This window comes from Enterobacter sp. ZOR0014 (assembly GCF_000798855.1).
In the GTDB taxonomy this organism is placed as follows: domain Bacteria; phylum Pseudomonadota; class Gammaproteobacteria; order Enterobacterales; family Enterobacteriaceae; genus Enterobacter; species Enterobacter kobei.
The window spans coordinates 17,846-40,564 of sequence record NZ_JTLF01000107.1 but is presented as its reverse complement, the minus strand read 5'-3'; the positions used below and the strand labels follow the sequence as shown (position 1 = coordinate 40,564).

The following is a 22,719-nucleotide window of genomic DNA, read 5'->3' as shown; positions in this document are numbered from 1 at the left end:
ATCAGTTCGCGCTATAGTTCATCACCACACCGCTCAGACCGGAGATCTGCTTCAGCTCACCCAGCGAGCCTTTCAGCTTATCTTTAGACGCTTCCGGCCCCACAAGGATACGGGTAATTTTACCCTGCACCGGCGTGGAAGGTGAAGTGTAAACACGATAGCCCGCGCTGCGCAGTTTACCCACGACCTCGTTAACTTTATCGGCGTTTTTCAACGCGCCCAGTTGCACAACATAGGCTTTGCCGGTCGGGGCTGCGTCTTGCTTCGCTGGCGGAGGGGTTTCTGACGCAGCAGCCAGTTGCTCTGCCGCTTTATCACGCGGTGGCTTCGGCTGCGGTTTCTCTACCGGCTTCGGTTTTTCAACAGGCTTAGGCTTCTCTACCGGTACCGGATCAATCTCGATGTTGTTATTCGCCGCCAGACGCGACGGGTCGAGCGACGGCGCAGCGGCATCGCCCGCGCGAACTTCTTCAGCCGCCCCTTCCGGCGGCTGGGCAGGCAGCGCCTGTGTCGCCGCAGGCAGCATATCCGGTTCATCACGGTCGCCCGGTTTCGGCACCAGCGGAATGGCTGCAAACTCGTCCTGATAATGCTTTTTCTGCCCGTCGAGCAGCCCGGGAAGAATAATCACCCCGAGCGCGACCAGCACAATGGTTCCTGTTAAACGGTTCTGAAACTTACTCGCCACCGGTTCTCCCCGCGTCCATCACTTCCATGACATGTGCCACCGTGTGGAAAGAGCCACACACCAGCACGGTATCTTCTGGTTTAGCATCCGCCATCGCGGCATGCCAGGCCTGAGCCACGCTACTATAGATTGCGCCTTTGCCGAGATGTTCCATCAACTGCTCGGCCGTCGCACCACGCGGCCCCTCAAGAGGAGCACAATACCAGCTATCGACCACACTCTCCATGCAGGCCAGCGTGCCACCGATATCTTTATCATGAAGCATACCGATAACCGCCAGCACGCGCCCGGTTTTTGGTAACGATTTGAGACGTCCTGCGAGGTACGCCGCTGCGTGTGGGTTGTGCGCCACGTCCAGGATCAGGCGCGGTGACTCACTCACAATCTGAAAACGTCCCGGCAGCAGCGCATTCTGAATGCCGTCGCGGATCGCCTGATCGCTGACCGCTAATCCGCTGGCGCGCAATGCCGCCAGCGCGGTTGCCGCGTTAGGCTGTGGCACCTGCGGCAGCGGCAGGTTGTCCAGCATTCCCTGCGCATCGCTAAAGCGCCAGCCGTTATCCTGAACCTCATATTGCCAGTCAACGCCACGGCGCAGCAACAGAGCGCCCTTCTCCTGGGCCACGTCAGCAATAGTGTGCGGCATATCCGGCTCACCGACCACGGCGGGTTTATTCGCCCGGAAAATTCCGGCCTTCTCGCGACCAATGCTTTCCCGATCCGGCCCCAGCCAGTCGATATGGTCCAGCGCGATACTGGTGACCACCGCCACGTCCGCATCCACCATATTGGTGGCATCAAGCCGCCCGCCAAGACCCACTTCCAGAATCACCACATCCAGCAGCGCCTGTTTGAACAGCCACAATGCCGAAAGCGTGCCGTACTCGAAATAGGTTAACGAGATATCACCTCGCGCGGCTTCGATTTCCGCGAACGACGCCGTATGCGCCGATTCCGGCAGCTCGCTGTTCTGCACGCGAACCCGCTCAGTGTAACGTACCAGGTGTGGTGAGCTGTAAACGCCAACCTTGTAACCCGCCGCCATCAGGACGGATTCCAGCGTACGGCAGGTAGTGCCTTTACCGTTGGTGCCTGCGACGGTGAAAACGAAAGGCGCAGGTTTCAGCACGCCCAGACGCGCGGCAACCTGGCTTACGCGCTCAAGCCCCATATCAATGGTTTTACTGTGCAGGTTTTCCAGATAAGAAAGCCACGCGGCCAGGGGCGACGTGGCTTGAGGAATGCTTTTATTTTCCATGATGCCCGGTTGTCATTAGCAGGTTATAAAGCAAAAGGGCAGCGCCATCTGGCCCTGCCCTTTTCAGTTATCAGGCCTCGGGTTCCTGATCCGGTACCACCACGCCTTCGCGCGGCTCATCCGGGTTTGGCGCGGGCAGATTCATCAGCTTCGCCAGAACGCTTGCCAGTTTCAGGCGCATTTCCGGACGGCGGACGATCATATCGATGGCGCCTTTCTCAATGAGGAACTCACTGCGCTGGAAGCCCGGCGGCAGTTTTTCACGAACGGTTTGCTCAATGACGCGAGGACCAGCGAAACCGATCAGTGCTTTTGGCTCAGCAATGTTCAGATCGCCAAGCATCGCGAAGCTTGCAGAGACGCCACCCATGGTTGGGTCGGTCAGCACGGAAATGTAAGGCAGACCGCGTTCCTGCATTTTCGCGAGCGCCGCAGAGGTTTTCGCCATCTGCATCAGAGACATCAGCGCTTCCTGCATACGTGCTCCGCCAGAGGCAGAGAAGCAGATCAGCGGGCAGTTATCTTCCAGCGCTTGCTCAACGGCACGCACAAAACGTGCGCCCACGACAGAGCCCATTGAGCCACCCATAAAGGAGAACTCAAACGCCGCGGCGACAACCGGCATTTCATGTAGGGTGCCTTTCATGACGATCAGCGCGTCTTTCTCGCCAGTCTCTTTCTGTGCAGAGGCCAGACGATCTTTGTATTTTTTGGAATCGCGGAACTTCAGCACATCTTTTGGCTCAAGCTCGCTGCCCAGTTCTACCAGTGAACCTTCGTCCAGCAGGCTATGCAGGCGGTTACGCGCCGACATACGCATATGGTGGTCACACTTCGGACACACTTCAAGATTGCGTTCCAGCTCTGCACGGTACAGAACCTGGCCGCAGCTATCACACTTCGTCCATACCCCTTCAGGAATGCTCGCTTTGCGCGTTGGGGTAATGTTGCTTTTAATTCGTTCAATCCAGCTCATTGATAACCTTTCTGCCTGAACCTGGTCGTATGCCAGTTTTGCTATAAGAGGCGAATAATGCCATTTTTGCCTCCAACAGACCATGAATGTTGCACATTAAAACATAACAGCCCGAAACTTTGGATAAAAAAGTGGTCGAACCGCCAGCGTGCATTTACTTCGCTTGCTTTGCCGCCGCGCGTTTGTGACGAATAATCTCAATAACGCCAGGCAGTACGGAAAGCACAATAATCGCTACAATCAGTAACTTAAGGTTTTCCTGAACCACCGGCAAGTCGCCAAACAGGTAGCCTGCATAGGTAAACAACAGCACCCACAGCAGCGCGCCCACGACGTTATACATCGCAAAATGACGATAGGACATATGCCCCATTCCCGCCACAAACGGTGCAAATGTGCGCACAATAGGCACAAAACGCGCAAGGATAATGGTTTTTCCGCCATGACGTTCATAAAACGCATGGGTTTTATCTAAATAGCTGCGACGGAAAATTTTCGAATCAGGATTGCTGAACAAGCGCTCACCGAACACCCGGCCAATGGTATAGTTGACGGCATCCCCGATAATTGCGGCAATCACCATCAACACCACCATCAGATGCACGTTCAAGTCATTGGTCGGTAGGGCCGATAACGCACCCGCAACAAACAGCAGGGAGTCCCCCGGCAGGAAGGGGGTAACGACCAGACCGGTTTCACAGAACAGAATGAGGAACAGGATGGCATAAACCCAGACGCCATACTGCGCGACCAGTTCCGCCAGGTGAACATCAATATGCAGAATGAAATCAATCAGAAAACGTATTACGTCCATATTGTCTAAGCCTTAATTGCACCTTGTTTAGTCCGCTAAAAACAGCGGGCCCATTGGCGGTTTTGGCAGGTCAAACCGATCCGGATAGTCTACCGCAACCAGATACAGTCCTTCTGCTTTCGCCGTGGCTGCCGCAAGCGTTCTGTCCTTCGCTGCCAGCAGGTCTGCAATCCAGCTCTCCGGCTGGTGTCCGGCACCCACTTCCATCAGGCTGCCTACAATATTCCGCACCATATGATGTACAAAGGCATTGGCTTTGATATCCACCACCACATACGCGCCAAAACGGCTGACGTTTATGTGCATAACGTTACGCCACGGCGTACGGGACTGACATTGCACCGCACGAAACGACGTAAAGTCATTTTCACCAATCAGACACTGCGCCGCACGATGCATGCGTTCAGCATCGAGCGGTTCATAAAAATGCGTTACGCCCTGGCTTAGCACCGCCGGACGCAGACGCTGGTTGTAGATGACATAGCGGTAGCGACGCGCCGTCGCGCTGAAGCGCGCGTGAAAATCATCCGGCACAGCTTTCACCCAACGCACCGCAATGTCACCAGGTAAATTCGCATTTACACCCAGCGTCCAGGCGGCATCTTTGCGCACGGCAGTGGTTTCAAAGTGGACCACCTGCCCGGTACCGTGAACACCCGCATCCGTACGGCCTGCGCACAGAACGTTAATCGGCTCGTTTGCCACCTGAGAGAGCGCTTTCTCCAGCTTTTCCTGGACGCTACGCACCTCATTCTGACGCTGCCAGCCATAATATTTACTGCCATCGTACTCGATACCGAGGGCAATTTTATGAACCGGCTTTTGTTCCACTTCTGACATCAGTACAGGTACTCCTGCACCAGTTTCTCAGCAATTTTGACCGCCATCAGCGCGCCGCCAAAACGAACGTTGTCCGCAACGGACCAGAATTGAACCTGCTCCGGCATACCGTAATCGTTCCGCACGCAACCGACTGAAAGATGGGCGCTACCGGTGGCGTCACCGACCTGCGTCGGAAACTCGCTCTCTTCGGAAAGTACGATATCTTCACCGCGGCCAAACGCATCGCGCGCTTCTTCCGCCGCCAGCGGGCGCAGGGCTTCAAAACCTACCATCTGCGCGTGACCGTAGAATACCGGCGACTGCACGACGTTTGCGGAGATCATCAGCCCCTCATCCTGCAGAATTTTGCGCGCTTCGTCGACGATACGGCGCTCTTCGCGCACGGAACCTTCACGATCCGGCAGCAGTGGCAGCATGTTGAACGCCAGTTGGCGACCGAAGAAATCATCCTCATCAATCGGGATACCGTTCAGCAGCTTCGCGCTCTGCCCGGCCAGCGCATCGACGGCCTTTTTGCCATTTGCGGAGGCAGACAGCAGGCTGGTGACGGTGATACGCGACAGGCCACCGTCGTCAATCAGCGGTTTCAGCGCGGTCAGCAGCTGGCTGGTCAGACTGTTCGGTACCGCGATGATATTACGGTTACGGTAGTCAGCCAGGACATACGGGTTGACGTCCGGCACCACCAGCGGCACGTCCGGCTCCATGGCGAACAGACCGCTTAGGTCGATCACCAGGCAACCTGAATTGGTCGCCTCTTCGATGTAAGACGCCGTGGCTTCAGCACCTGCGGCGAAAAATGCCAGCTGCGCCTGGGTCCAGTCAAACGCAGCCGCATCCTGGACCATGACGGATTTACCGTTAAAGCGCAGATGCTCACCCGCGCTATCGGTACGCGCCAGCGCATAGATATCGCCCACCGGGAACTGACGCTCAGCAAGGGTTTCGAGCAGGGCTTCGCCCACGGCACCGGTGGCACCTAAAATGGCAATGTTCCAGCCTTCAGACATGGTGGTTTACTCCAGAAATAAAAAAGCGTCCCTGCCGGAGTATCCGACAGGGAGCATTAAGAAGACATTAATGCGCCGGGTGATGAACGGCGTTAAAACCCAGTTTTTTCAGCAGCGTCGCGGCCGTTGCGTCGTCGCACATCACATACAGGGACGACCACTCGCGGCGCTCAACATAGTTCTTACGCAGCTTGTCAAATTCACCCGGGATCCCCGCCACTTTACGCAGCAGCGCATCATCGCGGCGCACATCATACACCAAATGCACCAGCCTTTTCAGCGTTGCCTGATCGAGCGGGCCGTGCAGGGTAATGCGGCCAAATTCAGGTGCGGGAAGTAAGGTATCCAGCGCCACCTGCTGCGGATGGCCAATAAACGTGCTGTAGGCTTCAAACACCTGCGTTGTGCCGCGGGCTTTGCCTTCAAGCGTATAGCCCGCGATATGCGCAGTGGCTACGTCCACCTTGTTAAGCAGTTCAACGTTAAGATCCGGCTCCGGCTCCCAGACGTCCAGCACAACGCGGAGGTCTTGTCCTTCATTCAGACATTTCAGCAGCGCGGCGTTGTCCACCACCGGGCCACGGCAGGCATTTATCAGAATAGTGCCAGCCTTCAGACGACGGATCAGTGCTTCATCGGCAAGATGCAGGGACGTATAGGGGCCCTCTTTAAACAGCGGCGTGTGAAACGTCAGCACATCACACTGTTCAACCAGCTCATCCAGCGAGCGGAAATCCCCTTCGTCACCGTTGTCTTTACGCGGTGGGTCGCACAGCAGCGTGCGAATACCTAACGCCTCCAGGCGCTTTTGCAGGCGTCCACCCACGTTACCCACCCCGACGATCCCCACGGTGCGGTCTTTCAGCACAAAACCGTCGCGCTCGGCCAGCATCAGCAAAGAGGAGAAGACATATTCCACGACGGCAATAGCATTACAGCCGGGCGCGGCGGAAAAGCCGATCCCCGCCTGCTTCAGCCATTGGTCATCCACATGATCGGTCCCTGCCGTTGCGGTTCCGACAAACTTAATCGCTTTTCCGGCGAGCAACGACGCATTTACTTTGGTCACCGAGCGCACCATCAGCGCGTCTGCGTCATCCAGTTCGTTGACCGGGATCGGGCGACCAGGGACAGCCTTAACGTTACCCAGGCGGCTAAACAGCTCACGGGCATAAGGCATATTTTCATCAACGAGGATTTTCACGTCTGAGTACCTGTTTGAGAGGAAGTAAACCTGCCAAGTGTGCCATAATCTGGCCGCCAGGCATATACGTCTGCCAGGTTTACGCTGAGTTTTGACTTTAAGGATTTTTGACGATGCAGCCCATTTCAGGTACGCCGCCACGCCCTCCGGGTGAAGGCCCTGTCACGCCAAACGTTGCCGGTGAACAACCGCTATCCACGCAACAGCGCACCGTGCTGGAGCGACTGATCACGCGCCTGATTGCGCTGACTTCACAGCAAAACGCGGAAGTCTGGGCCGGAGTAAAGCATGATTTAGGCGTAAGGAATGACGCACCGCTGCAGTCGCGACATTTCCCTGCTGCCGAGCAAAATCTCAACCAGCGTATTACGACCGCACAGCAGAACCACACCACGCGGCAGATTGTCACGCAACTGACCGAGCTGCTCGGCCAGGGAAATAACCGTCAGGCGGTCAGCGACTTTATCCGCCAGCAGTATGGCCAGACGGCCCTGAGCCAGCTGACGCCAGACCAGCTTAAAACCGTGCTGACGCTGTTGCAGAACAATCAGCTGTCGATCCCACAGCCGCAGCTGCGGCCAGCGACCGAGCGTTCGCTGCTGCCTGCTGAGCACAACACGCTGAATCAAATGGTGACCAAACTGGCCGCCGCCACCGGCGAGTCAACAAAGCTTATCTGGCAATCCATGCTCGAACTGTCCGGCGTAAAGGCGGGCGAGTTGATCCCGGCCAAACAGTTTCCCCATCTGGTGACCTGGCTACAGGCGCGCCAGACGCTCAGCACCCAGAGCGCCCCTACCCTGCATACCGTTCAGGCTGCGCTTAAACAGCCGCTGGAACCGCACGAATTCGAGGCGATTCGGGATTACGCCCAGCAGAACTGGCAGGCGACACCGCAAACGGTACTGACCACCGCGCAGGTGCAGGATGTGCTCAATCAGATCTTCGTGCGCCGCGCCGAGCGGGAAGGCGGCGTACCGGAGGCAAGAAACATTCAGCCGATCTACAGCCCGCTTTTTGCGCCCGTTGTGGAGACGTTCAGAACGCTTTCTGCCCGTCCGGGATTGTTGTTTATTGCGTTACTGATTGCACTGGCGATTTTCTGGCTGGTTGCTTAACACTGCCGGGTGGCGGCTTCGCCTTACCCGGCCTAAGGCCAGTGCGGTTGTAGGCCCGGTAAGCGAAGCGCCACCGGGCAAAAACTACGACCGGCGAAACGCCACCAGCGTCACCACGATCCCCACGACCGCAGAAATGGCACCGGCCAGGAAGACGGACGGGTAGCCAAACGAGGTGGCCAGCAGTCCGGCCAGCGGTCCGGTTACTCCGTATGAGATATCCTGAAACGCCGCATAGCCACCGAGTGCTGTGCCACGCACCTGCGGGGCCACACGCTTCACGACTTCCACACCCAGCGCCGGGAAAATCAACGAGCAACCGCAGCCGGTGAGTGCTGCGCCAATCAGCGCGACAGAGGCGACCGGTGCGTACCACAGCAGCAGCAGGCCAACGGTCTCAATCATCAGCGACGCCACCGCCACCTTCACGCCACCAAAGCGATCCGGCATCCAGCCGAAGAACACGCGCATCAGCACAAACGCCCCGCCAAACGCGGTGAGCGTAAATCCGGCCATCGCCCAGCCGCGGCTCATAAAGTAGAGCGAGACGAACGTGCCAATCACCGCAAAACCTACGCCCTGCAGCGCCAGGCCCAGACCCGGCTGCCAGATTTGGCCGATCACGCTCCACAGGGAAGGGCGCTCCCCTTTGTGAGCGGGCACCTTACGTACCGAGCCGTTAAAAGCCCACGCCAGCAGCGGCAACACCATGGTGGTGGCTGCCAGCGCCGCAAAGCCAAACTGGCTATTGATCAGCAGTCCCAGCGGTGCGCCAGCGGCCAGCGCGCCATAGATAGCCATGCCGTTCCAGGACATCACTTTGCCCGAACGAGCAGGCCCCACCAGACCCATTCCCCAGGTCAGGGTGCCGGTCAGCAGCTGGCTTTCACCAAAGCCAAGGATTAAACGTCCCAGCACCAGCAGCGCAAATTTATACCCTGCGTCTACCGGCAAAAGCGCGGCTAACAGCCATGCCCCGCCCGCCAGACCACAGGCAAACATCCCCTGTAACGCCGAGCGTTTTGCACCGTGCTGATCTGCCAGCCGTCCGGCGTACCCGCGGGTTAACACCGTGGCTAAAAACTGAATGCCCACGGCAATGCCGACCATAGTGTTGCCATAGCCGAGTTCCTGATGAACGAACAGTGGGATCACCGGCAGCGGCAGGCCAACGGTCATGTAGGTCAGAAATACCGCAAAGGCGATTCGGAAAAGGGAAAGGTTACCGGAAGGGGCGCTCTTCTCTGGGATAACAGCCTTCATGCATAACTCCGTGTTGAGGCATAAAAAAAGGGAACCTTCCGGTTCCCTTCTACTATACATTCAAACGCTTATGCTTTGTACTTACGCATTACCAGCGTCGCGTTCGTGCCGCCGAAACCGAAGCTGTTAGACATGACGGTGGTCAGTGTCGCTTCCGTTGGTTTCGTCACGATGTTCAGGCCAGCAGCCTGCTCGTCCATCTCATCAATGTTGATGCTTGGGGCGATAAAGCCGTTTTCCAGCATCAGCAGAGAGTAGATCGCTTCCTGCACGCCCGCAGCACCCAGAGAGTGACCGGTCATAGCTTTGGTGGCAGAAATTGCCGGGCTGTTGTCGCCGAAGACTTCGCGGATTGCACCCAGCTCTTTCACGTCGCCTACCGGAGTAGAGGTACCGTGAGAGTTCAGGTAGTCGATTGGCGTATCAACGCCGTGCATCGCCATCTTCATGCAGCGCACCGCACCTTCACCGGATGGCGCAACCATGTCGGCGCCATCAGACGTTGCGCCGTAGCCCACGATCTCAGCGTAGATATGCGCACCACGTGCCAGCGCGTGCTCCAGCTCTTCAACCACAACCATACCGCCGCCGCCTGCGATGATGAAGCCATCACGGTGCGCGTCGTAAGTACGGGACGCTTTTTCCGGGGTTTCGTTGTACTTGGTGGACAGAGCGCCCATCGCGTCGAACTCACAGGCCATTTCCCAGCCCAGCTCTTCGCCGCCGCCAGCAAAGACGATGTCCTGTTTACCCAGCTGGATCTGCTCAACCGCGTTACCGATGCAGTGTGCGGACGTCGCACACGCGGAACTGATGGAGTAGTTCACACCGTGGATTTTGAACGGAGTGGCCAGGCATGCGGAAACCGCAGAGCCCATGGCTTTGGTGACCACGTACGGACCTACCGCTTTCAGACCACGCGGGCTACGCATTGCGTCAGCACCGAATACCTGCGCTTTAGATGAGCCGCCGGAACCAGCGATAAGACCTACGCGGGGATTGTTCTGGTAAACTTCCGCGCTCAGACCTGCATCTGCAATCGCTTCCTGCATGGAGAGATAAGCATAAATAGAGGCATCGTTCATGAAACGAACCACTTTGCGGTCAATCAAACCGGTGGTGTCCAGTTTGACGTTACCCCATACGTGGCTACGCATACCTGAATCTTTAAACTCTTCAGAGAAAGTGATCCCGGAGCGTCCTTCACGCAGAGATGCCAGGACTTCCTGCTGGTTATTACCGATGCTGGAAACAATGCCCAGGCCAGTAATCACTGCACGTTTCATTCAATACCTCTGTAAGTCGCACTATAGTAAGTTTCGAGTCGCACAATAGCGTACACTTGTACGCCGAACAAGTCCGATCAGACATTTTCTGCGGAAATTTGCACCGATGGACTCACATCGTTAAGATCGTGCCACTGCCTGTCAGACGAGTAACTTACGTGAAACAAAACGCTATACAACCCGCCAACCTCGAATTCAACGCTGAGGGTACACCTGTTTCCCGAGATTTTGATGACGTCTATTTTTCTAATGATAACGGACTCGAAGAAACTCGCTATGTTTTCCTCGACGGAAACCAGCTCAGCACCCGCTTCCCGGAGCATCCGCGGAGCCTGTTTGTGGTCGCGGAAAGCGGATTCGGCACCGGGCTCAATTTTCTGACCCTCTGGCAGGCGTTTGACCAGTTTCACGCTGCCCACCCTGAGGCTACGCTACAAAGATTACATTTCATCAGTTTCGAAAAATTCCCGCTTACCGCGCCCGATCTGCGCCTGGCCCATCAACGCTGGCCGGAGCTGGCAACCTGGGCTGAACAGCTTCAGGCACAATGGCCGCCTCACATTGGGGGATGCCACCGTCTGATTCTGGACGGCGGACGCGTGACGCTGGATTTGTGGCTGGGCGACATCAACGACCTTACCGATAAGCTTGATGATGCGATGAATCAGACGGTGGACGCGTGGTTCCTGGACGGTTTTGCGCCTGCCAAAAACCCGGATATGTGGAGCCAGCATCTGTTTACCGCGATGGCGCGACTGGCGCGTCCGGGCGCAACGCTCGCCACCTTCACCTCAGCAGGCTTTGTTCGCCGCGGCTTGCAGGAAGCGGGCTTTACTATGCAGAAAACCAAAGGTTTTGGCCGCAAGCGCGACATGCTGGTCGGCAGGATGGAGCAGACGCTGGACATCCCCGCCAGTGCCCCCTGGTTTGCGCGCAGCGCCGGCGCGTCACGGGAAGTGGCGATAGCAGGCGGAGGGATCGCCAGCGCCCTGCTGTCTCTTGCGCTTATCCACCGTGGCTGGCAGGTGACGCTTTATTGTGCTGACGATGCGCCAGCAGGTGGGGCCTCCGGCAACCGCCAGGGGGCGCTCTATCCCCTTTTAAGCGCGCACGATCCGGCACTGTTCCAGTTTTTCCCGGCGGCCTTTACCTTCGCCCGTCGCCTGTATGATGCCCTGCCGGTGACGTTCGATCATGAATGGTGCGGCGTGACGCAGCTCGGCTGGGATGAGAGAAGTCAGCAAAAAATCGCGCAGATGCTGTCCCTGGGACTGCCGGAAGACATTGCGCGGGCGGTAAGCGCGCAAGAGGCCGCCGACACCACCGGCGTTGAAACCGGCTGCGAGGGCATTCAGTATCCGCTCGGCGGCTGGCTGTGCCCGGCTGAACTGACCGCTGCAGCGATTGACCTTGCGCAGTCACGCGGGCTGACGGTCTACTATGCCCGCAAGGTTGAATCGCTGTCCCGAACAGAACGCTGGAATTTGCGTTTTGCTGATGGCAAAGAGGCAAGCCATGCCAGCGTTGTGCTGGCGAACGGACATAGCATCAACCAGTTTCTCCAGACAGAATCCGTGCCGGTTTATCCGGTCGGCGGCCAGGTGAGTCATATCCCTACTACGTCCGAACTGGGCAAACTGCGTCAGGTACTGTGCTATGACGGCTATCTGACGCCACAAAATCCGTCTAATGGTCATCACTGCATCGGGGCGAGCTATCATCGTGGCGAAGCGGATATGCGCTACAGCGAGGCGGATCAGCAGCAAAACCGCCAGCGCCTGATTGACTGCTTCCCGGATGCAGCGTGGGCGAAAGAGGTTGACGTCAGCGAAGGCGCTGCCCGCTGTGGCGTGCGCTGCGCAACGCGCGATCATCTGCCGATGATGGGGAATGTGCCGAACTATGAGGCAACGCTTGAAGCCTATCACGACCTTGCAAACCACCAGGAAACGGCGGTAGCTGCACCGGTTTATCCCGAACTGTTTATGCTGGGTGGGCTGGGTTCGCGTGGATTGTGTTCTGCACCTCTACTGGCTGAAGCCTTAGCCGCACAAATGAGCAACGAGCCGCTACCGCTGGACAGAACAACGCTTGCAGGGCTGAACCCGAATCGGTTGTGGGTGCGGAAACTGCTGAAGGGGAAGAAGGTTAAGTAGGGTGCAGTCTGATCCCCTAGCCCTCTCCCTCTGGGGAGGGGATATTCGTAGGCCCGGTAAGCGCAGCGCCACCGGGCGAAATACGATGACTTAGCGTTTAGCCTGCTGGAACAAAGTGTCCCACATGCCCAGCACCAGAGACTGGTCGCGCGGGGACAGTTCACCCGCCTGAATCGCCTTTTCCAGGCTGCGGGAGACTTCATCATGCACTGCTTCGGCAGAATGATCGTCTCCTGCCTCCAGCTCGGCAACAGCCAGCGTCAGGTGACCACGCAGATAACCGCTGGCGAACAGCTCATCATCACTGGCGTGTTCCACCATGTCATCAATTAACGCCAGAATGCGTGATTCAAATTCTGCGATCATCTTTTTTCCTCAGTTAAAGATCTTCCGGCCAGGGGAAGCATTCCGCCGTGATCACCGGCGTGTGGTAATAATTCTGTAAAGCCTCGATCAGGCGGGCCGGACGTTCCGGGATGCCTTTCTCAAGATATTCCATCACCTGTGCATGCACGCGGCGCTGGAAGACGATACGGTCTGGCTCGAAGTCGCCTTCGAGGTTGTCACAGCTGACGTTGAACGGGAAACCCGCCGCGACACAGAATAGCCATTCCAGCGCCTGCGGTTTCACTTCCACATCTTCAAACTGGCCCTGGGTTGCGGCGTCGCGTCCGTCCGGACAGTACCAGTAGCCGAAGTCCACCAGCTCGCGACGCGCTTTCCCCGCAATGCACCAGTGCGAAATTTCATGCAGCGCACTGGCGTAAAAGCCGTGCGCAAAGACGATCCGGTTGTACGGCACTTCGGCATCAGCAGGAAGATAGATCGGTTCGTCGTCGCCTTTAATCAGACGGGTATTAAAATCATCAGCAAAGCAGCCGTTAAAAATCTCAATCAGCTGTTCGTAGTTATGCGTACTGTTCATTAGTTCATCCCCAACCAGTGGAGGATCTCCTGTCCATGGCTGTCATAAAGAAGCTTTGCGCTCATGACCGCCGAAACGATGACGATCATCGGGCGAATCAGCTTCTGTCCTTTGCTTAATACCAGGCGCGAGCCCACGCGCGCGCCCAGGAACTGCCCTGCCATCATGACAAAACCGGTTGCCCAGATGACCTTGCCGCCAATGATAAACAGCAACAGGCCACCAAGGTTAGAGGTCGCATTAAGCACTTTGGCATGGGCGGTAGATTTAGCGAGGTTAAACCCGGCCAGCGTCACAAACGCCAGCGCGTAAAACGAGCCTGCGCCCGGACCAAAGAAGCCGTCGTAAAAACCGACGCAGCCCCCGGCTATCAGGGCAAACGGCAAGCCATGCAAGCGACGCTGACGGTCTTCTTCACCGAGCTTTGGCATCAGCAGGAAGTAGAGACCGATGCAGATAACCAGAATCGGCAGGATCTGGCGCAAAATATCGGACTGTACGTGCTGCACCAGCAGCGCGCCCGACGTCGAGCCGATAAAGGTCATCAGAATATTGAGCTTCTGATCGGCGAGGCTCACCACCTTGCGGCGGATAAAATAGAGCGATGCCGAAAGCGAGCCGCCGCAGGCCTGAAGTTTGTTGGTGGCCAGTGCCTGAGCGGGGCTCATGCCCGCCGCCAGCAGTGCGGGTACCGTTAACAACCCGCCGCCGCCAGCAAGCGCATCAATAAACCCGGCTAACATGGCAACAAAAAACAGCACCAGCAGCAGCAGCGGGGACACCATAAACAGATCGACGAAATTATCCATTAAAGTACATGCTCATCCAGTAGCGCCTGGCAGGAAGGCGGCAACGGAGGCGGTGTCTTCTTCTCAGGCTTAGAGGTTCCAGGTTTTGCCGGTTCAAACCAGCTCTGCAGCTCCGCACCGCAGCCATCGCCTGGCGGAGGTAACGGCTGATCTTCACATTCCAGGCTGTTTGCCGGGCAACGCAAACGAACGTGCATGTGCGCACGATGCTGGAACCACGGGCGCACTTTGCGCAGCCAGTCGCGGTCAGTTCCGGCATCCAGGCAGAGCTGTTGTTTGATGGCCGGATTCACAAAGATCCGCGTGACGTCATTATCTTCTGCTGCCAGCTTGATCATGCTGGACACATCCCGCGTCCACAGGGAGGGCACCACGCGCTTACCGTCACTCGCCACCAGATCCAGCGCCTGCGGTTTCAGCAGTTGCGCGGACGTCCAGCGTGTTTTCGGTAGCTGCAGGAAGATATCGACATCCAGTCCGGTCTGGTGGCTGGCGTGCCCGCCGTTAAAGCGCCCGCCCGCAGGCATGCCCATATCGCCAATCAGCATCGTCCCCAGCCCCAGGTTATGTACCTGGTTTCCCAGTCGCTGAATAAACAGCACCAGGTCAGGGTGACCGAAGTAACGGCGCTGGTCGGTACGCATCACCTGATAAGTATCCGATTGCAGCGGAAGTGCCTGCGCGCCGACGATACAGCCGTTCGAAAAGGCGCCGATAGACTGCGCGCTGCCCGCCACCGGATGGGTGATCTTTTGCCACGGCGTGGCGGCCAGACTGGCTCCACTGGCGAGCAGCGCCAGCAGAGCAATTGCGGTTTTTTTCATGGTTACCAGCGTGGAATGGTGGTCGTTACATCCGCATTCTGCGCGCGCTGACGCAGGAAGTGATCCATCAGCACGATCGCCAGCATCGCTTCTGCGATCGGCACCGCACGGATCCCCACGCAAGGATCGTGACGTCCTTTGGTGATCATCTCAACTTCTTCGCCAGAGCGGTTAATCGTGTGGCCCGGCACGGTAATGCTGGAGGTTGGCTTCAGGGCAATATTCGCAACAATCTGCTGCCCGCTGCTGATCCCGCCGAGGATGCCACCCGCATGGTTGCTCTGGAAGCCCGCTTTCGTGATTTCGTCGCGGTTCTGGCTGCCGCGAAGCTGAACCACGTCAAACCCGTCGCCAATCTCTACGCCCTTCACCGCGTTGATGCTCATCAGCGCGTGCGCAATGTCAGCGTCGAGACGGTCAAACACCGGCTCGCCCCAGCCTGGCGGCACGCCGTCGGCCACCACGGTGACCTTCGCCCCAATGGAGTCACCCTCTTTTTTCAGGCCACGCATCAGCTCGTCCAGCGCATCCAGCTTGTCGGCATCGGCGCAGAAGAACGGGTTTTGCTCAACCTGGTCCCAGTCTTTAATGGCCAGCGGAATATCGCCCATCTGGGTCAGACAGCCGCGAATGACGATGCCAAATTTCTGCTGCAGGTATTTTTTGGCAATGGCACCCGCCGCCACGCGCATCGCGGTTTCACGCGCGGAAGAGCGTCCGCCGCCGCGATAGTCGCGGAAACCGTACTTTTGCTCGTAGGTATAGTCAGCGTGGCCCGGACGGAATACGTCTTTAATAGCGCCGTAGTCCTGAGAACGCTGGTCGGTGTTTTCGATCAGCAGACCAATGCTGGTCCCGGTGGTGCGGCCTTCAAAGACGCCAGAGAGAATTTTGACCTGATCCGGCTCGCGACGCTGCGTGGTGTAGCGAGAGGTGCCCGGACGACGGCGGTCAAGGTCGTGCTGCAAATCAGCTTCAGTCAGTTCGATGCCGGGCGGTACGCCGTCAACGATACAACCTAAAGCCAGCCCGTGCGACTCACCAAAGGTGGTCACGCGGAATATCTGTCCAATACTGTTTCCTGCCATCACGGCTCCGATGTTGTTGTTTGTGTTTGAGCGTTGTGAAACGGGCCGAAGCCCGCTGGATTAATCTTTATAGATACTGAAGTATTCGCGCGCATCGAGCAGCTGCGCTTTGGTCAGCATAAAGACGCCGTCACCGCCGTTATCGAACTCAAGCCAGGTGAACGGCACATCCGGGTACTGCTCTATCAGATGTACCATGCTGTTGCCCACTTCACAAATCAGAACACCGTCGTCGGTCAGGTAATCCGGCGCGCAGGCCAGAATGCGACGAGTCAGCTTCAGGCCGTCAGTGCCTGACGCCAGACCCAGCTCCGGCTCATGACGGTATTCATTTGGCAGATCGGACATGTCTTCCGCGTCGACGTACGGCGGGTTAGTGACGATCAGGTCGTACTGCAGCGTCGGCAGGTCGCGGAACAGATCCGAGCGGATTGGCGTAACGTGATGGATCAGGCCGTGCTCTTCAATGTTGTGCTCGGTGACGGCCAGCGCGTCGGTAGAGATATCGACGGCGTCCACTTCCGCTTCCGGGAAGGCATAGGCGCAGGCAATCGCGATGCAGCCGCTGCCGGTGCACATATCCAGAATGTGCTGCGGCTGATGGTGAATCAGGCCTTCAAAGTGGTTGTTGATCAGCTCACCAATCGGTGAACGCGGCACCAGCACGCGCTCATCAACATAGAATTCGTGGCCGCAGAACCAGGCTTTGTTGGTCAGGTAGGCGACCGGAATGCGTTCGTTGACGCGGCGGATCACCCGCTCAACAATGCGGTGTTTTTCACTGGAGGTCAGGCGCGCGGTGCGCATGTCTTCCGGAATATCCAGCGGCAGATAAAGAGACGGCAGCACCAGCTGAACGGCCTCATCCCACGGGTTATCGGTACCATGACCGTACCAGATGTTGGCGGCGCTGAAGCGGCTAACCGACCAGCGCAACATGTCCTGTATGGTATGCAGCTCGTTTACTGCTTCATCGACAAATATTTTATCCACTCTTTCCTCCAGGGCATGCTCGCATAATTTTCGGCGGCTAGTTTGCCATGAAGACGGCGATAAATCAGCAATGACGCGTCGCGCTTGAGGTTAAAAAATGCGTTTAGTCGGGTACACTATCGGAAATACGAGATGAGAATGACGAATGAAAAAGAAAACATCGCTCAGCGAGGAGGATCAGGCTCTCTTCCGCCAGCTGATGACCGGGACGCGTAAAATCACGCAGGACACCATTGTCCATCGCCCGCAGCGTAAAAAAATCAGCGACGTTCCGGTCAAACGACTGCTGCAGGAGCAGGCGGATAACAGCCACTATTTTTCAGATGAGTTTCAACCGCTGCTGAATACGCAGGGCGCGGTGAAATACGTGCGCGAGGACGTCAGCCACTTTGAACTGAAAAAATTACGTCGCGGAGATTATTCACCGGAGCTGTTTCTCGATCTGCACGGGTTAACGCAGATGCAGGCGAAACAGGAGCTGGGGGCACTGATCGCCGCCTGTCGCCGCGAACACGTGTTTTGCGCCTGCGTGATGCACGGCCATGGGAAACATATACTTAAGCAGCAAACGCCGCTGTGGCTGGCTCAGCATCCACATGTGATGGCGTTTCATCAGGCACCCAAAGAGTACGGCGGAGATGCCGCATTGCTGGTGTTGATAGAAGTTGAGGAGTGGCAACCGCCTGAGTTGCCCTGACAGCATGGCGGGAAGCACATTTGCACCCCGCCCTGTCGCACGTCACGTCAGATAGCTTTTGCCATCTTCAGGTTGCACGGACTCATTTGCCAGTTAAAGACCCCTTTGCCGGTTTCGTCGAGGGTGACGTTGGCAATGGCGGATGTGGTGAACATTGGCGGCGTTTCGCCCGGGCACAACTCAGATACCAGATAGCCAACCAGTGGCAGGTGGGAAATGACCAGTGCGGAAGCGACACCTTCATTGCACAGTGCCTGAAGGTAGGCGCTGACAAGGCCGACATCACCGCATGGCGTCAGTTCAGGAAGAACATCGACACTGGATGGCAGGTTCATACACTCCCCTACCACGTCCAGCGTCTGTTCTGCACGCAGGAACGGACTCACCAGAACGCGTTCGATATCCACTTTTTGGCCTTTAAGCCAGGTTGCCATCAGACGAGATTCGTCGCAACCACAGACTGTTAAAGGACGTACTGAGTCACTGGCGGCATCGAGTGCCGCGTCGCCGTGACGCATGATAAAAACTTGCATATTGCACCGCTTTTGTTAACCAGAATCACCGGCGTTGACTACCCGCGATAAATGCTCTGAGGTAGAAAACCCGATGGCCGGGCATTGTGCCTGATCCATTCGGTGAATGAAACGCTGTTTTTTACCTCAATGGCGTAAGTATAGTCAATCTCTGTTTACAAAATCGCCAGAACAGGTTCATTCACGTCGGGATTTACCCTTCTTTGACCTCAGCTTACGAGGACAGTTTCCCTTGCAGGCCAAAATGTCTGGCCCCGTTCCGCCATCTGCAATAATTCGTCACACGGTGTAAACCGCGGGCCATATTGCGTTGCCAGACGTTGCAAAATAGCCACCACTTCACCCGCGCCGAGTGTATCCATGTAACGGAACGGGCCGCCAAGGAACGGCGGGAAACCAATACCAAATACGGCGCCGATGTCGCCATCCCGTGCGCTCTTGATCACCTGCTCACCAAAGCAGCGTGCCGCTTCATTGAGCATCATCATCACACAACGTTCAGCACACTGAACGGCGGAGAGTCTCCCCTGACCTGAGGTCGGGATAAGCCCATAAACAGAAGGGTCGACCTGTTTCTTGCTTTTACGCCCTTTCGCGCCGTAAAGATAGAAACCGCGTTCATTTTTTCTGCCTTTGCGATCGTCCTTCAAAATTGCAGAAACAATATTTGCAGGCGGCGCAAAACGATCGCCATAAGCGGCTTCCAGTACAGGTATAATTTTAGTGCCGGTGTCTATTCCCACCTCATCCAAAAGTTGGATAGGACCAACGGGGAAGCCAAACTTTACCAGTGCCTCATCGACGTGCTCAATCTTCTCCCCTTCCGTCAGCAGCCGCATCGCTTCGTTGATGTACGGCGCCAGAATACGGTTGACGTAGAAGCCGGCTTTGTCCGCAACCACGATGGGGGTTTTGCCCTGTTTTTTCGCCAGCTTCACCACGGTAGCGATAGTTTGCGGGCTGGTTGTACCGTGAGGGATCACCTCCACCAGCGGCATTTTTTCTACCGGGCTGAAAAAGTGCAGACCAATCACCTGCTCAGGACGCGCGGCTTTCGCTGCGATATCGCCGATGGGTAATGACGACGTATTCGAGGCAAAAATGGTATGCGGCGCGCAATGCTGTTCAACGTCCGCCACCATCTGCTGCTTGAGCGCCAGATCTTCAAATACGGCTTCAATCACCAGATCGCGGTGCGCAAAACCGCTGTAGTCCGTCGTGCCGGAGATCATCGCCAGGGTTTTATCACGCTCGCTTGCCTTGATATGGCGGCGCTTGACCTTTTGATCAAGGTTCTGCCAGCTGTACTGCAGCGCGTGGTTGATTCCCTTAGGGTTAATGTCTTTGATGCGTACCGGCAGTTTCCCTTTACTTGCGGTAACGAAAGAAATGCCGCCGCCCATCAGTCCCCCCCCGAGCACGCCAATTGCACGCAGCGGAGCAGGCTCGGCCTCACTGCCCGGATCTTTTTTCACCTCTGTGCTGGCGAAGAAGATGCTGCGCAGCGCCCGTGACTGCGGCGTCATCGCCAGCTCGCCAAAGGCTTTGGCTTCAGCGGCATAGCCGCTACTGCTTCCCTGAGATAACCCGGTTTCAATCACCTCCAGGATTCGTTTCGCCGCCGGGTAGTTGCCTTTGGTTTTTTGTTCGGTCTTTTTGCCCACCATGTTGAACAGGATCGTCCTTCCCAGAGGACCCGCCAGCACACGCTCTCGCACCGGAAGAGGACGTTTTGGCTGGCGACCTTTCAGCGCCAGTTCTACAGCAGCTTCCAGTAAAATCGCGTGGGGAACGACATCGTCAACCAGACCGGCTTTCAGCGCCTGACGGGCGCGCAGCTGCTTGCCGGTGAGAATCATTTCCAGCGCGGTGCTAACCCCTACCAGGCGCGGCAGACGCTGCGTGCCACCTGAACCAGGAAGGAGACCTAATTGCACTTCCGGCAGGCCCAGAACGGTTTTCGCATCGTCAGTACAAATGCGGCTGTGGCAGGCCAGCGCCAGCTCCAGTCCCCCCCCCAAACAAGCACCGTGGATCGCGGCAATCACCGGGATCGGCAGCGCGTTGATCTCGGCCATCACCTGCTGCCCCTGACGCGCAAGATCTTCCGCTTCCTGCGCGCTTTGCGCCCGGGCGATCATGTTAATGTCGGCCCCGGCAATAAAGTTGTCCGGCTTGGCCGAGATAAACACCAGACCGCGAATGGCCTTGTTTTCGCGGATCTGCCTGAGCATCGCGCGAACCTGAGTGCCAAACTCCGCCTTTAGGGTATTCATTTTTTCGTCAGGCACATCAATGGCGATCACGGCGACGTTATCGAGGCGAACCGTCAGGTTAAATGCAGATGTCATTTCCATTATTCAGCCTCCAGAACCATTGCAGCACCCAGGCCACCCGCCGCACAGGCGGTCACCAAGCCAAACCCGCCACCGCGGCGACGTAGCTCGTGTAATGTCTGAGTAATCATCCTCGCCCCTGTCGCCGCAAACGGATGACCATAGGCAATCGAACCACCCAGCACGTTGAATTTGCTTTGATCCACTTCACCCGTGGCATGGGCGCGCCCCAGCACATCACGTGCAAAACGCTCGCTTGCCAGCAGCTGTACGTTTGCCAGGGTTTGTGCGGCGAAGGCTTCGTGCATATCAATCAGGGTTAAATCAGCCAGCGACAGCCCTGCGCGATCCAGCGCCAGCGGCGTGGACCAGGCCGGACCTAACAACATGTCCTGCCAGACATCAATGGCGGTGAAGGCATAGCTGCGCAAATAGCCCAGAGGGGTGATGCCCAGCTCTTTCGCGCGGGATTCGGTCATCAGGATCACGGCGGCTGCCCCATCCGTCAACGGTGTACTGTTGGCCGCAGTCACGGTGCCATGTTTACGGTCGAACGCCGGACGCAGTTTGGCGTAATCCGCCAGCGTCGAGGTACCGCGGATATTGTTGTCTTCAACCAGTGGTTCCCGATAAGGAGGCGTATAGGCGGTCATCACCTCGTCGGTGAGCTTGCCCTCTGACCAGGCTTTCGCCGCCAGCTGATGTGAACGATGCGCCAGCGCGTCCTGCTGCTCACGGGTAATGCCATAGGTTTTCGCCATCTGTTCCGCGGTATCGCCCATGCGCAGGCCGGTAGAATATTCAGCGACAGCAGGGGGTACAGGCATCAGGTCGCGCAGACGTAAACGCGAGAAGAGTTTGAGCTTCTGGCCGGTCGTGCGGGCTTTGTTTGCATCCACCAGAATACGGGCCAGCTTTTTACTGACGCCAATAGGCAGTACCGAAGAGGAATCAGCGCCTCCGGCGATCCCGGCGCGAATGGTGCCCGCCATGAGGCTTTCCGCCACGTTAGCCACCGCCTGGAAACTGGTCGCGCAGGCGCGGCTGACGCTATAGGCATCCGTATGAACGCTCATCCCGGTGCCGAGGACAATTTCTCGCGCAATATTGGGAGCTTCAGGCATCTGAACCACCTGGCCGAAAACCAGCTGTTCAATGACCTCAGGCGGAATTTCGCTGCGAGCCAGCATCTCCCCCACCACCATTTTCCCCAGATCGACAGCCGGTATGCCATGAAACGCCGTTGCCTGACGCGCAAACGGCGTACGCAAACCACTGACAATGGCAATGCGATCGCCCTGACGGGTAATAAGCGGTAATGCCTGACTCATAACACTCCCCTGTAAAAAATTGACGCAAACGTTAAGTGGTCTGACCTGATAATAGTCTTAACCATTTTTTTACATTCAGCCAATTGGGGAAACGAAAAAGTGCGAGGTAAGACACAGAGAAGAAAAAGAAAATGCCCCGAGGTAAAAGCAAAACGGTAACCCGTAGGTTACCGTTTTTAGTGTTTGCACCCTCTCCCGTGGGAGAGGGTCGGGGTGAGGGCACCAGCCCGCAGGAATTAACGCAGGCCCAGCTGGAAAATCAGCGTTTCTGCTTCGCACGCAAACACGAAGTCAATATCCAGCTTCACGCCGCCGTCCACCTCGGTGAAGGTAGATTTGATTTCGCACGGATCGGATTCAACATCACGCGCACGCTTGCTCAGCGCGGACAGGGTTTCTTCCGCTTCAGCGCGGTTGGTGAACACACGGCTGTAAGACGCTGTGCAATCGGAGTTGTCCATGATGGTGCCAACATCCATACAGCAGCAAACCGGGGTTTCATCAGCACTGCATTTACTCATAGCTCAATTTCCTCTGTATTCGCGCAGCGCGCGAGATAAACACGAT

22 protein-coding genes are annotated in these 22,719 nt (G+C 57.0%); 3 read left to right on the top strand and 19 right to left on the bottom strand.

What is annotated here, in order from left to right; translation table 11 throughout:
- Window position 1: 1 nt before the first annotated feature.
- The 7 genes from dedD to pdxB all read right to left on the bottom strand — a co-directional run bounded on the left by dedD (window position 2) and on the right by pdxB (window position 6,793).
- Window positions 2–688, bottom strand: a complete 687-nt coding sequence (dedD, locus tag L977_RS05220; protein ID WP_014884665.1) for a cell division protein DedD — start codon at window positions 686–688, stop codon at window positions 2–4.
- Entirely contained in the window at window positions 678–1,946 is a 1,269-nt protein-coding gene (folC, locus tag L977_RS05215) for a bifunctional tetrahydrofolate synthase/dihydrofolate synthase (protein ID WP_047625130.1), read from the bottom strand. Before folC ends, dedD begins: the two co-directional genes overlap by 11 nt.
- A 70-nt stretch (window positions 1,947–2,016) precedes the next feature.
- On the bottom strand, window positions 2,017–2,922 hold the full coding sequence (gene accD / locus L977_RS05210; protein ID WP_014884667.1) for an acetyl-CoA carboxylase, carboxyltransferase subunit beta: 906 nt from the start codon (window positions 2,920–2,922) through the stop codon (window positions 2,017–2,019).
- 154 nt (window positions 2,923–3,076) lie between these two features.
- A complete protein-coding gene (locus tag L977_RS05205; RefSeq protein ID WP_014884668.1) occupies window positions 3,077–3,736 on the bottom strand; it encodes a DedA family protein in 660 nt (219 codons plus the stop codon).
- A 27-nt stretch (window positions 3,737–3,763) separates the two neighbouring features.
- The gene (gene truA, locus L977_RS05200) at window positions 3,764–4,576 is read right to left on the bottom strand and encodes a tRNA pseudouridine(38-40) synthase TruA (protein WP_014884669.1); all 813 of its coding nucleotides are present in this window, start codon (window positions 4,574–4,576) and stop codon (window positions 3,764–3,766) included.
- A complete protein-coding gene (locus L977_RS05195) occupies window positions 4,576–5,589 on the bottom strand; it encodes an aspartate-semialdehyde dehydrogenase (RefSeq protein WP_023330985.1) in 1,014 nt (337 codons plus the stop codon). Before L977_RS05195 ends, truA begins: the two co-directional genes overlap by 1 nt.
- A gap of 67 nt (window positions 5,590–5,656) precedes the next feature.
- Entirely contained in the window at window positions 5,657–6,793 is a 1,137-nt protein-coding gene (gene pdxB / locus L977_RS05190) for a 4-phosphoerythronate dehydrogenase PdxB (protein ID WP_023338578.1), read from the bottom strand.
- Window positions 6,794–6,906: 113 nt separating this feature from the next.
- Between pdxB and flk the strand changes: the two genes are divergently transcribed.
- A complete protein-coding gene (gene flk / locus L977_RS05185) occupies window positions 6,907–7,911 on the top strand; it encodes a flagella biosynthesis regulator Flk (RefSeq protein WP_014884672.1) in 1,005 nt (334 codons plus the stop codon).
- 84 nt (window positions 7,912–7,995) lie between these two features.
- On the opposite strand, the gene L977_RS05180 is transcribed toward flk, so the two are convergent.
- The gene (locus L977_RS05180) at window positions 7,996–9,174 is read right to left on the bottom strand and encodes an MFS transporter (RefSeq protein WP_047625123.1); all 1,179 of its coding nucleotides are present in this window, start codon (window positions 9,172–9,174) and stop codon (window positions 7,996–7,998) included.
- Window positions 9,175–9,242: 68 nt separating this feature from the next.
- On the bottom strand, window positions 9,243–10,460 hold the full coding sequence (gene fabB / locus L977_RS05175; RefSeq protein ID WP_014884674.1) for a beta-ketoacyl-ACP synthase I: 1,218 nt from the start codon (window positions 10,458–10,460) through the stop codon (window positions 9,243–9,245).
- Between the two features lie 158 nt (window positions 10,461–10,618).
- On the opposite strand from fabB, the gene mnmC reads away from it, so the two are divergent.
- Window positions 10,619–12,616 carry a bifunctional tRNA (5-methylaminomethyl-2-thiouridine)(34)-methyltransferase MnmD/FAD-dependent 5-carboxymethylaminomethyl-2-thiouridine(34) oxidoreductase MnmC gene (gene mnmC / locus L977_RS05170; RefSeq protein ID WP_047625120.1) on the top strand — a complete coding sequence of 666 codons (1,998 nt, stop codon included), beginning with the start codon at window positions 10,619–10,621 and terminating at the stop codon, window positions 12,614–12,616.
- Between the two features lie 90 nt (window positions 12,617–12,706).
- Here the strand turns inward: mnmC and L977_RS05165 are convergent, their stop codons facing one another.
- The 6 genes from L977_RS05165 to prmB are packed head-to-tail and all read right to left on the bottom strand — an operon-like array spanning window position 12,707 to window position 17,255.
- On the bottom strand, window positions 12,707–12,982 hold the full coding sequence (locus tag L977_RS05165) for a YfcL family protein (RefSeq protein WP_047625117.1): 276 nt from the start codon (window positions 12,980–12,982) through the stop codon (window positions 12,707–12,709).
- Window positions 12,983–12,995: 13 nt separating this feature from the next.
- Window positions 12,996–13,541: an elongation factor P hydroxylase gene (locus tag L977_RS05160; RefSeq protein ID WP_014884677.1), complete on the bottom strand. Its 546-nt coding sequence runs from the start codon at window positions 13,539–13,541 to the stop codon at window positions 12,996–12,998.
- Window positions 13,541–14,350 (bottom strand): sulfite exporter TauE/SafE family protein, encoded by an 810-nt coding sequence (locus tag L977_RS05155; protein ID WP_047625114.1) that lies wholly within the window; start codon window positions 14,348–14,350, stop codon window positions 13,541–13,543. The genes L977_RS05160 and L977_RS05155 overlap by 1 nt, the downstream gene beginning before the upstream one ends.
- Window positions 14,350–15,174 (bottom strand): penicillin-insensitive murein endopeptidase, encoded by an 825-nt coding sequence (gene mepA / locus L977_RS05150; protein WP_014884679.1) that lies wholly within the window; start codon window positions 15,172–15,174, stop codon window positions 14,350–14,352. Before mepA ends, L977_RS05155 begins: the two co-directional genes overlap by 1 nt.
- Before the next feature lie 2 nt (window positions 15,175–15,176).
- Window positions 15,177–16,262, bottom strand: a complete 1,086-nt coding sequence (gene aroC / locus L977_RS05145) for a chorismate synthase (RefSeq protein WP_014884680.1) — start codon at window positions 16,260–16,262, stop codon at window positions 15,177–15,179.
- A 60-nt stretch (window positions 16,263–16,322) separates the two neighbouring features.
- Entirely contained in the window at window positions 16,323–17,255 is a 933-nt protein-coding gene (gene prmB, locus L977_RS05140; RefSeq protein WP_014884681.1) for a 50S ribosomal protein L3 N(5)-glutamine methyltransferase, read from the bottom strand.
- 145 nt (window positions 17,256–17,400) lie between these two features.
- On the opposite strand from prmB, the gene smrB reads away from it, so the two are divergent.
- The gene (gene smrB / locus L977_RS05135) at window positions 17,401–17,952 is read left to right on the top strand and encodes an endonuclease SmrB (protein WP_014884682.1); all 552 of its coding nucleotides are present in this window, start codon (window positions 17,401–17,403) and stop codon (window positions 17,950–17,952) included.
- A gap of 47 nt (window positions 17,953–17,999) precedes the next feature.
- Here smrB and sixA read toward each other — a convergent pair whose 3' ends face one another.
- The 4 genes from sixA to L977_RS05115 all read right to left on the bottom strand — a co-directional run bounded on the left by sixA (window position 18,000) and on the right by L977_RS05115 (window position 22,673).
- On the bottom strand, window positions 18,000–18,485 hold the full coding sequence (gene sixA / locus L977_RS05130; protein ID WP_014884683.1) for a phosphohistidine phosphatase SixA: 486 nt from the start codon (window positions 18,483–18,485) through the stop codon (window positions 18,000–18,002).
- A 209-nt stretch (window positions 18,486–18,694) separates the two neighbouring features.
- Complete coding sequence (gene fadJ / locus L977_RS05125; RefSeq protein ID WP_047625111.1) at window positions 18,695–20,842, bottom strand: fatty acid oxidation complex subunit alpha FadJ; 2,148 nt, start codon at window positions 20,840–20,842, stop codon at window positions 18,695–18,697.
- Entirely contained in the window at window positions 20,842–22,152 is a 1,311-nt protein-coding gene (gene fadI, locus L977_RS05120; RefSeq protein WP_023330992.1) for an acetyl-CoA C-acyltransferase FadI, read from the bottom strand. The genes fadJ and fadI overlap by 1 nt, the downstream gene beginning before the upstream one ends.
- Window positions 22,153–22,388: 236 nt before the next feature.
- Window positions 22,389–22,673 (bottom strand): YfcZ/YiiS family protein, encoded by a 285-nt coding sequence (locus L977_RS05115; RefSeq protein WP_014884686.1) that lies wholly within the window; start codon window positions 22,671–22,673, stop codon window positions 22,389–22,391.
- Window positions 22,674–22,719 lie beyond the last annotated feature (46 nt).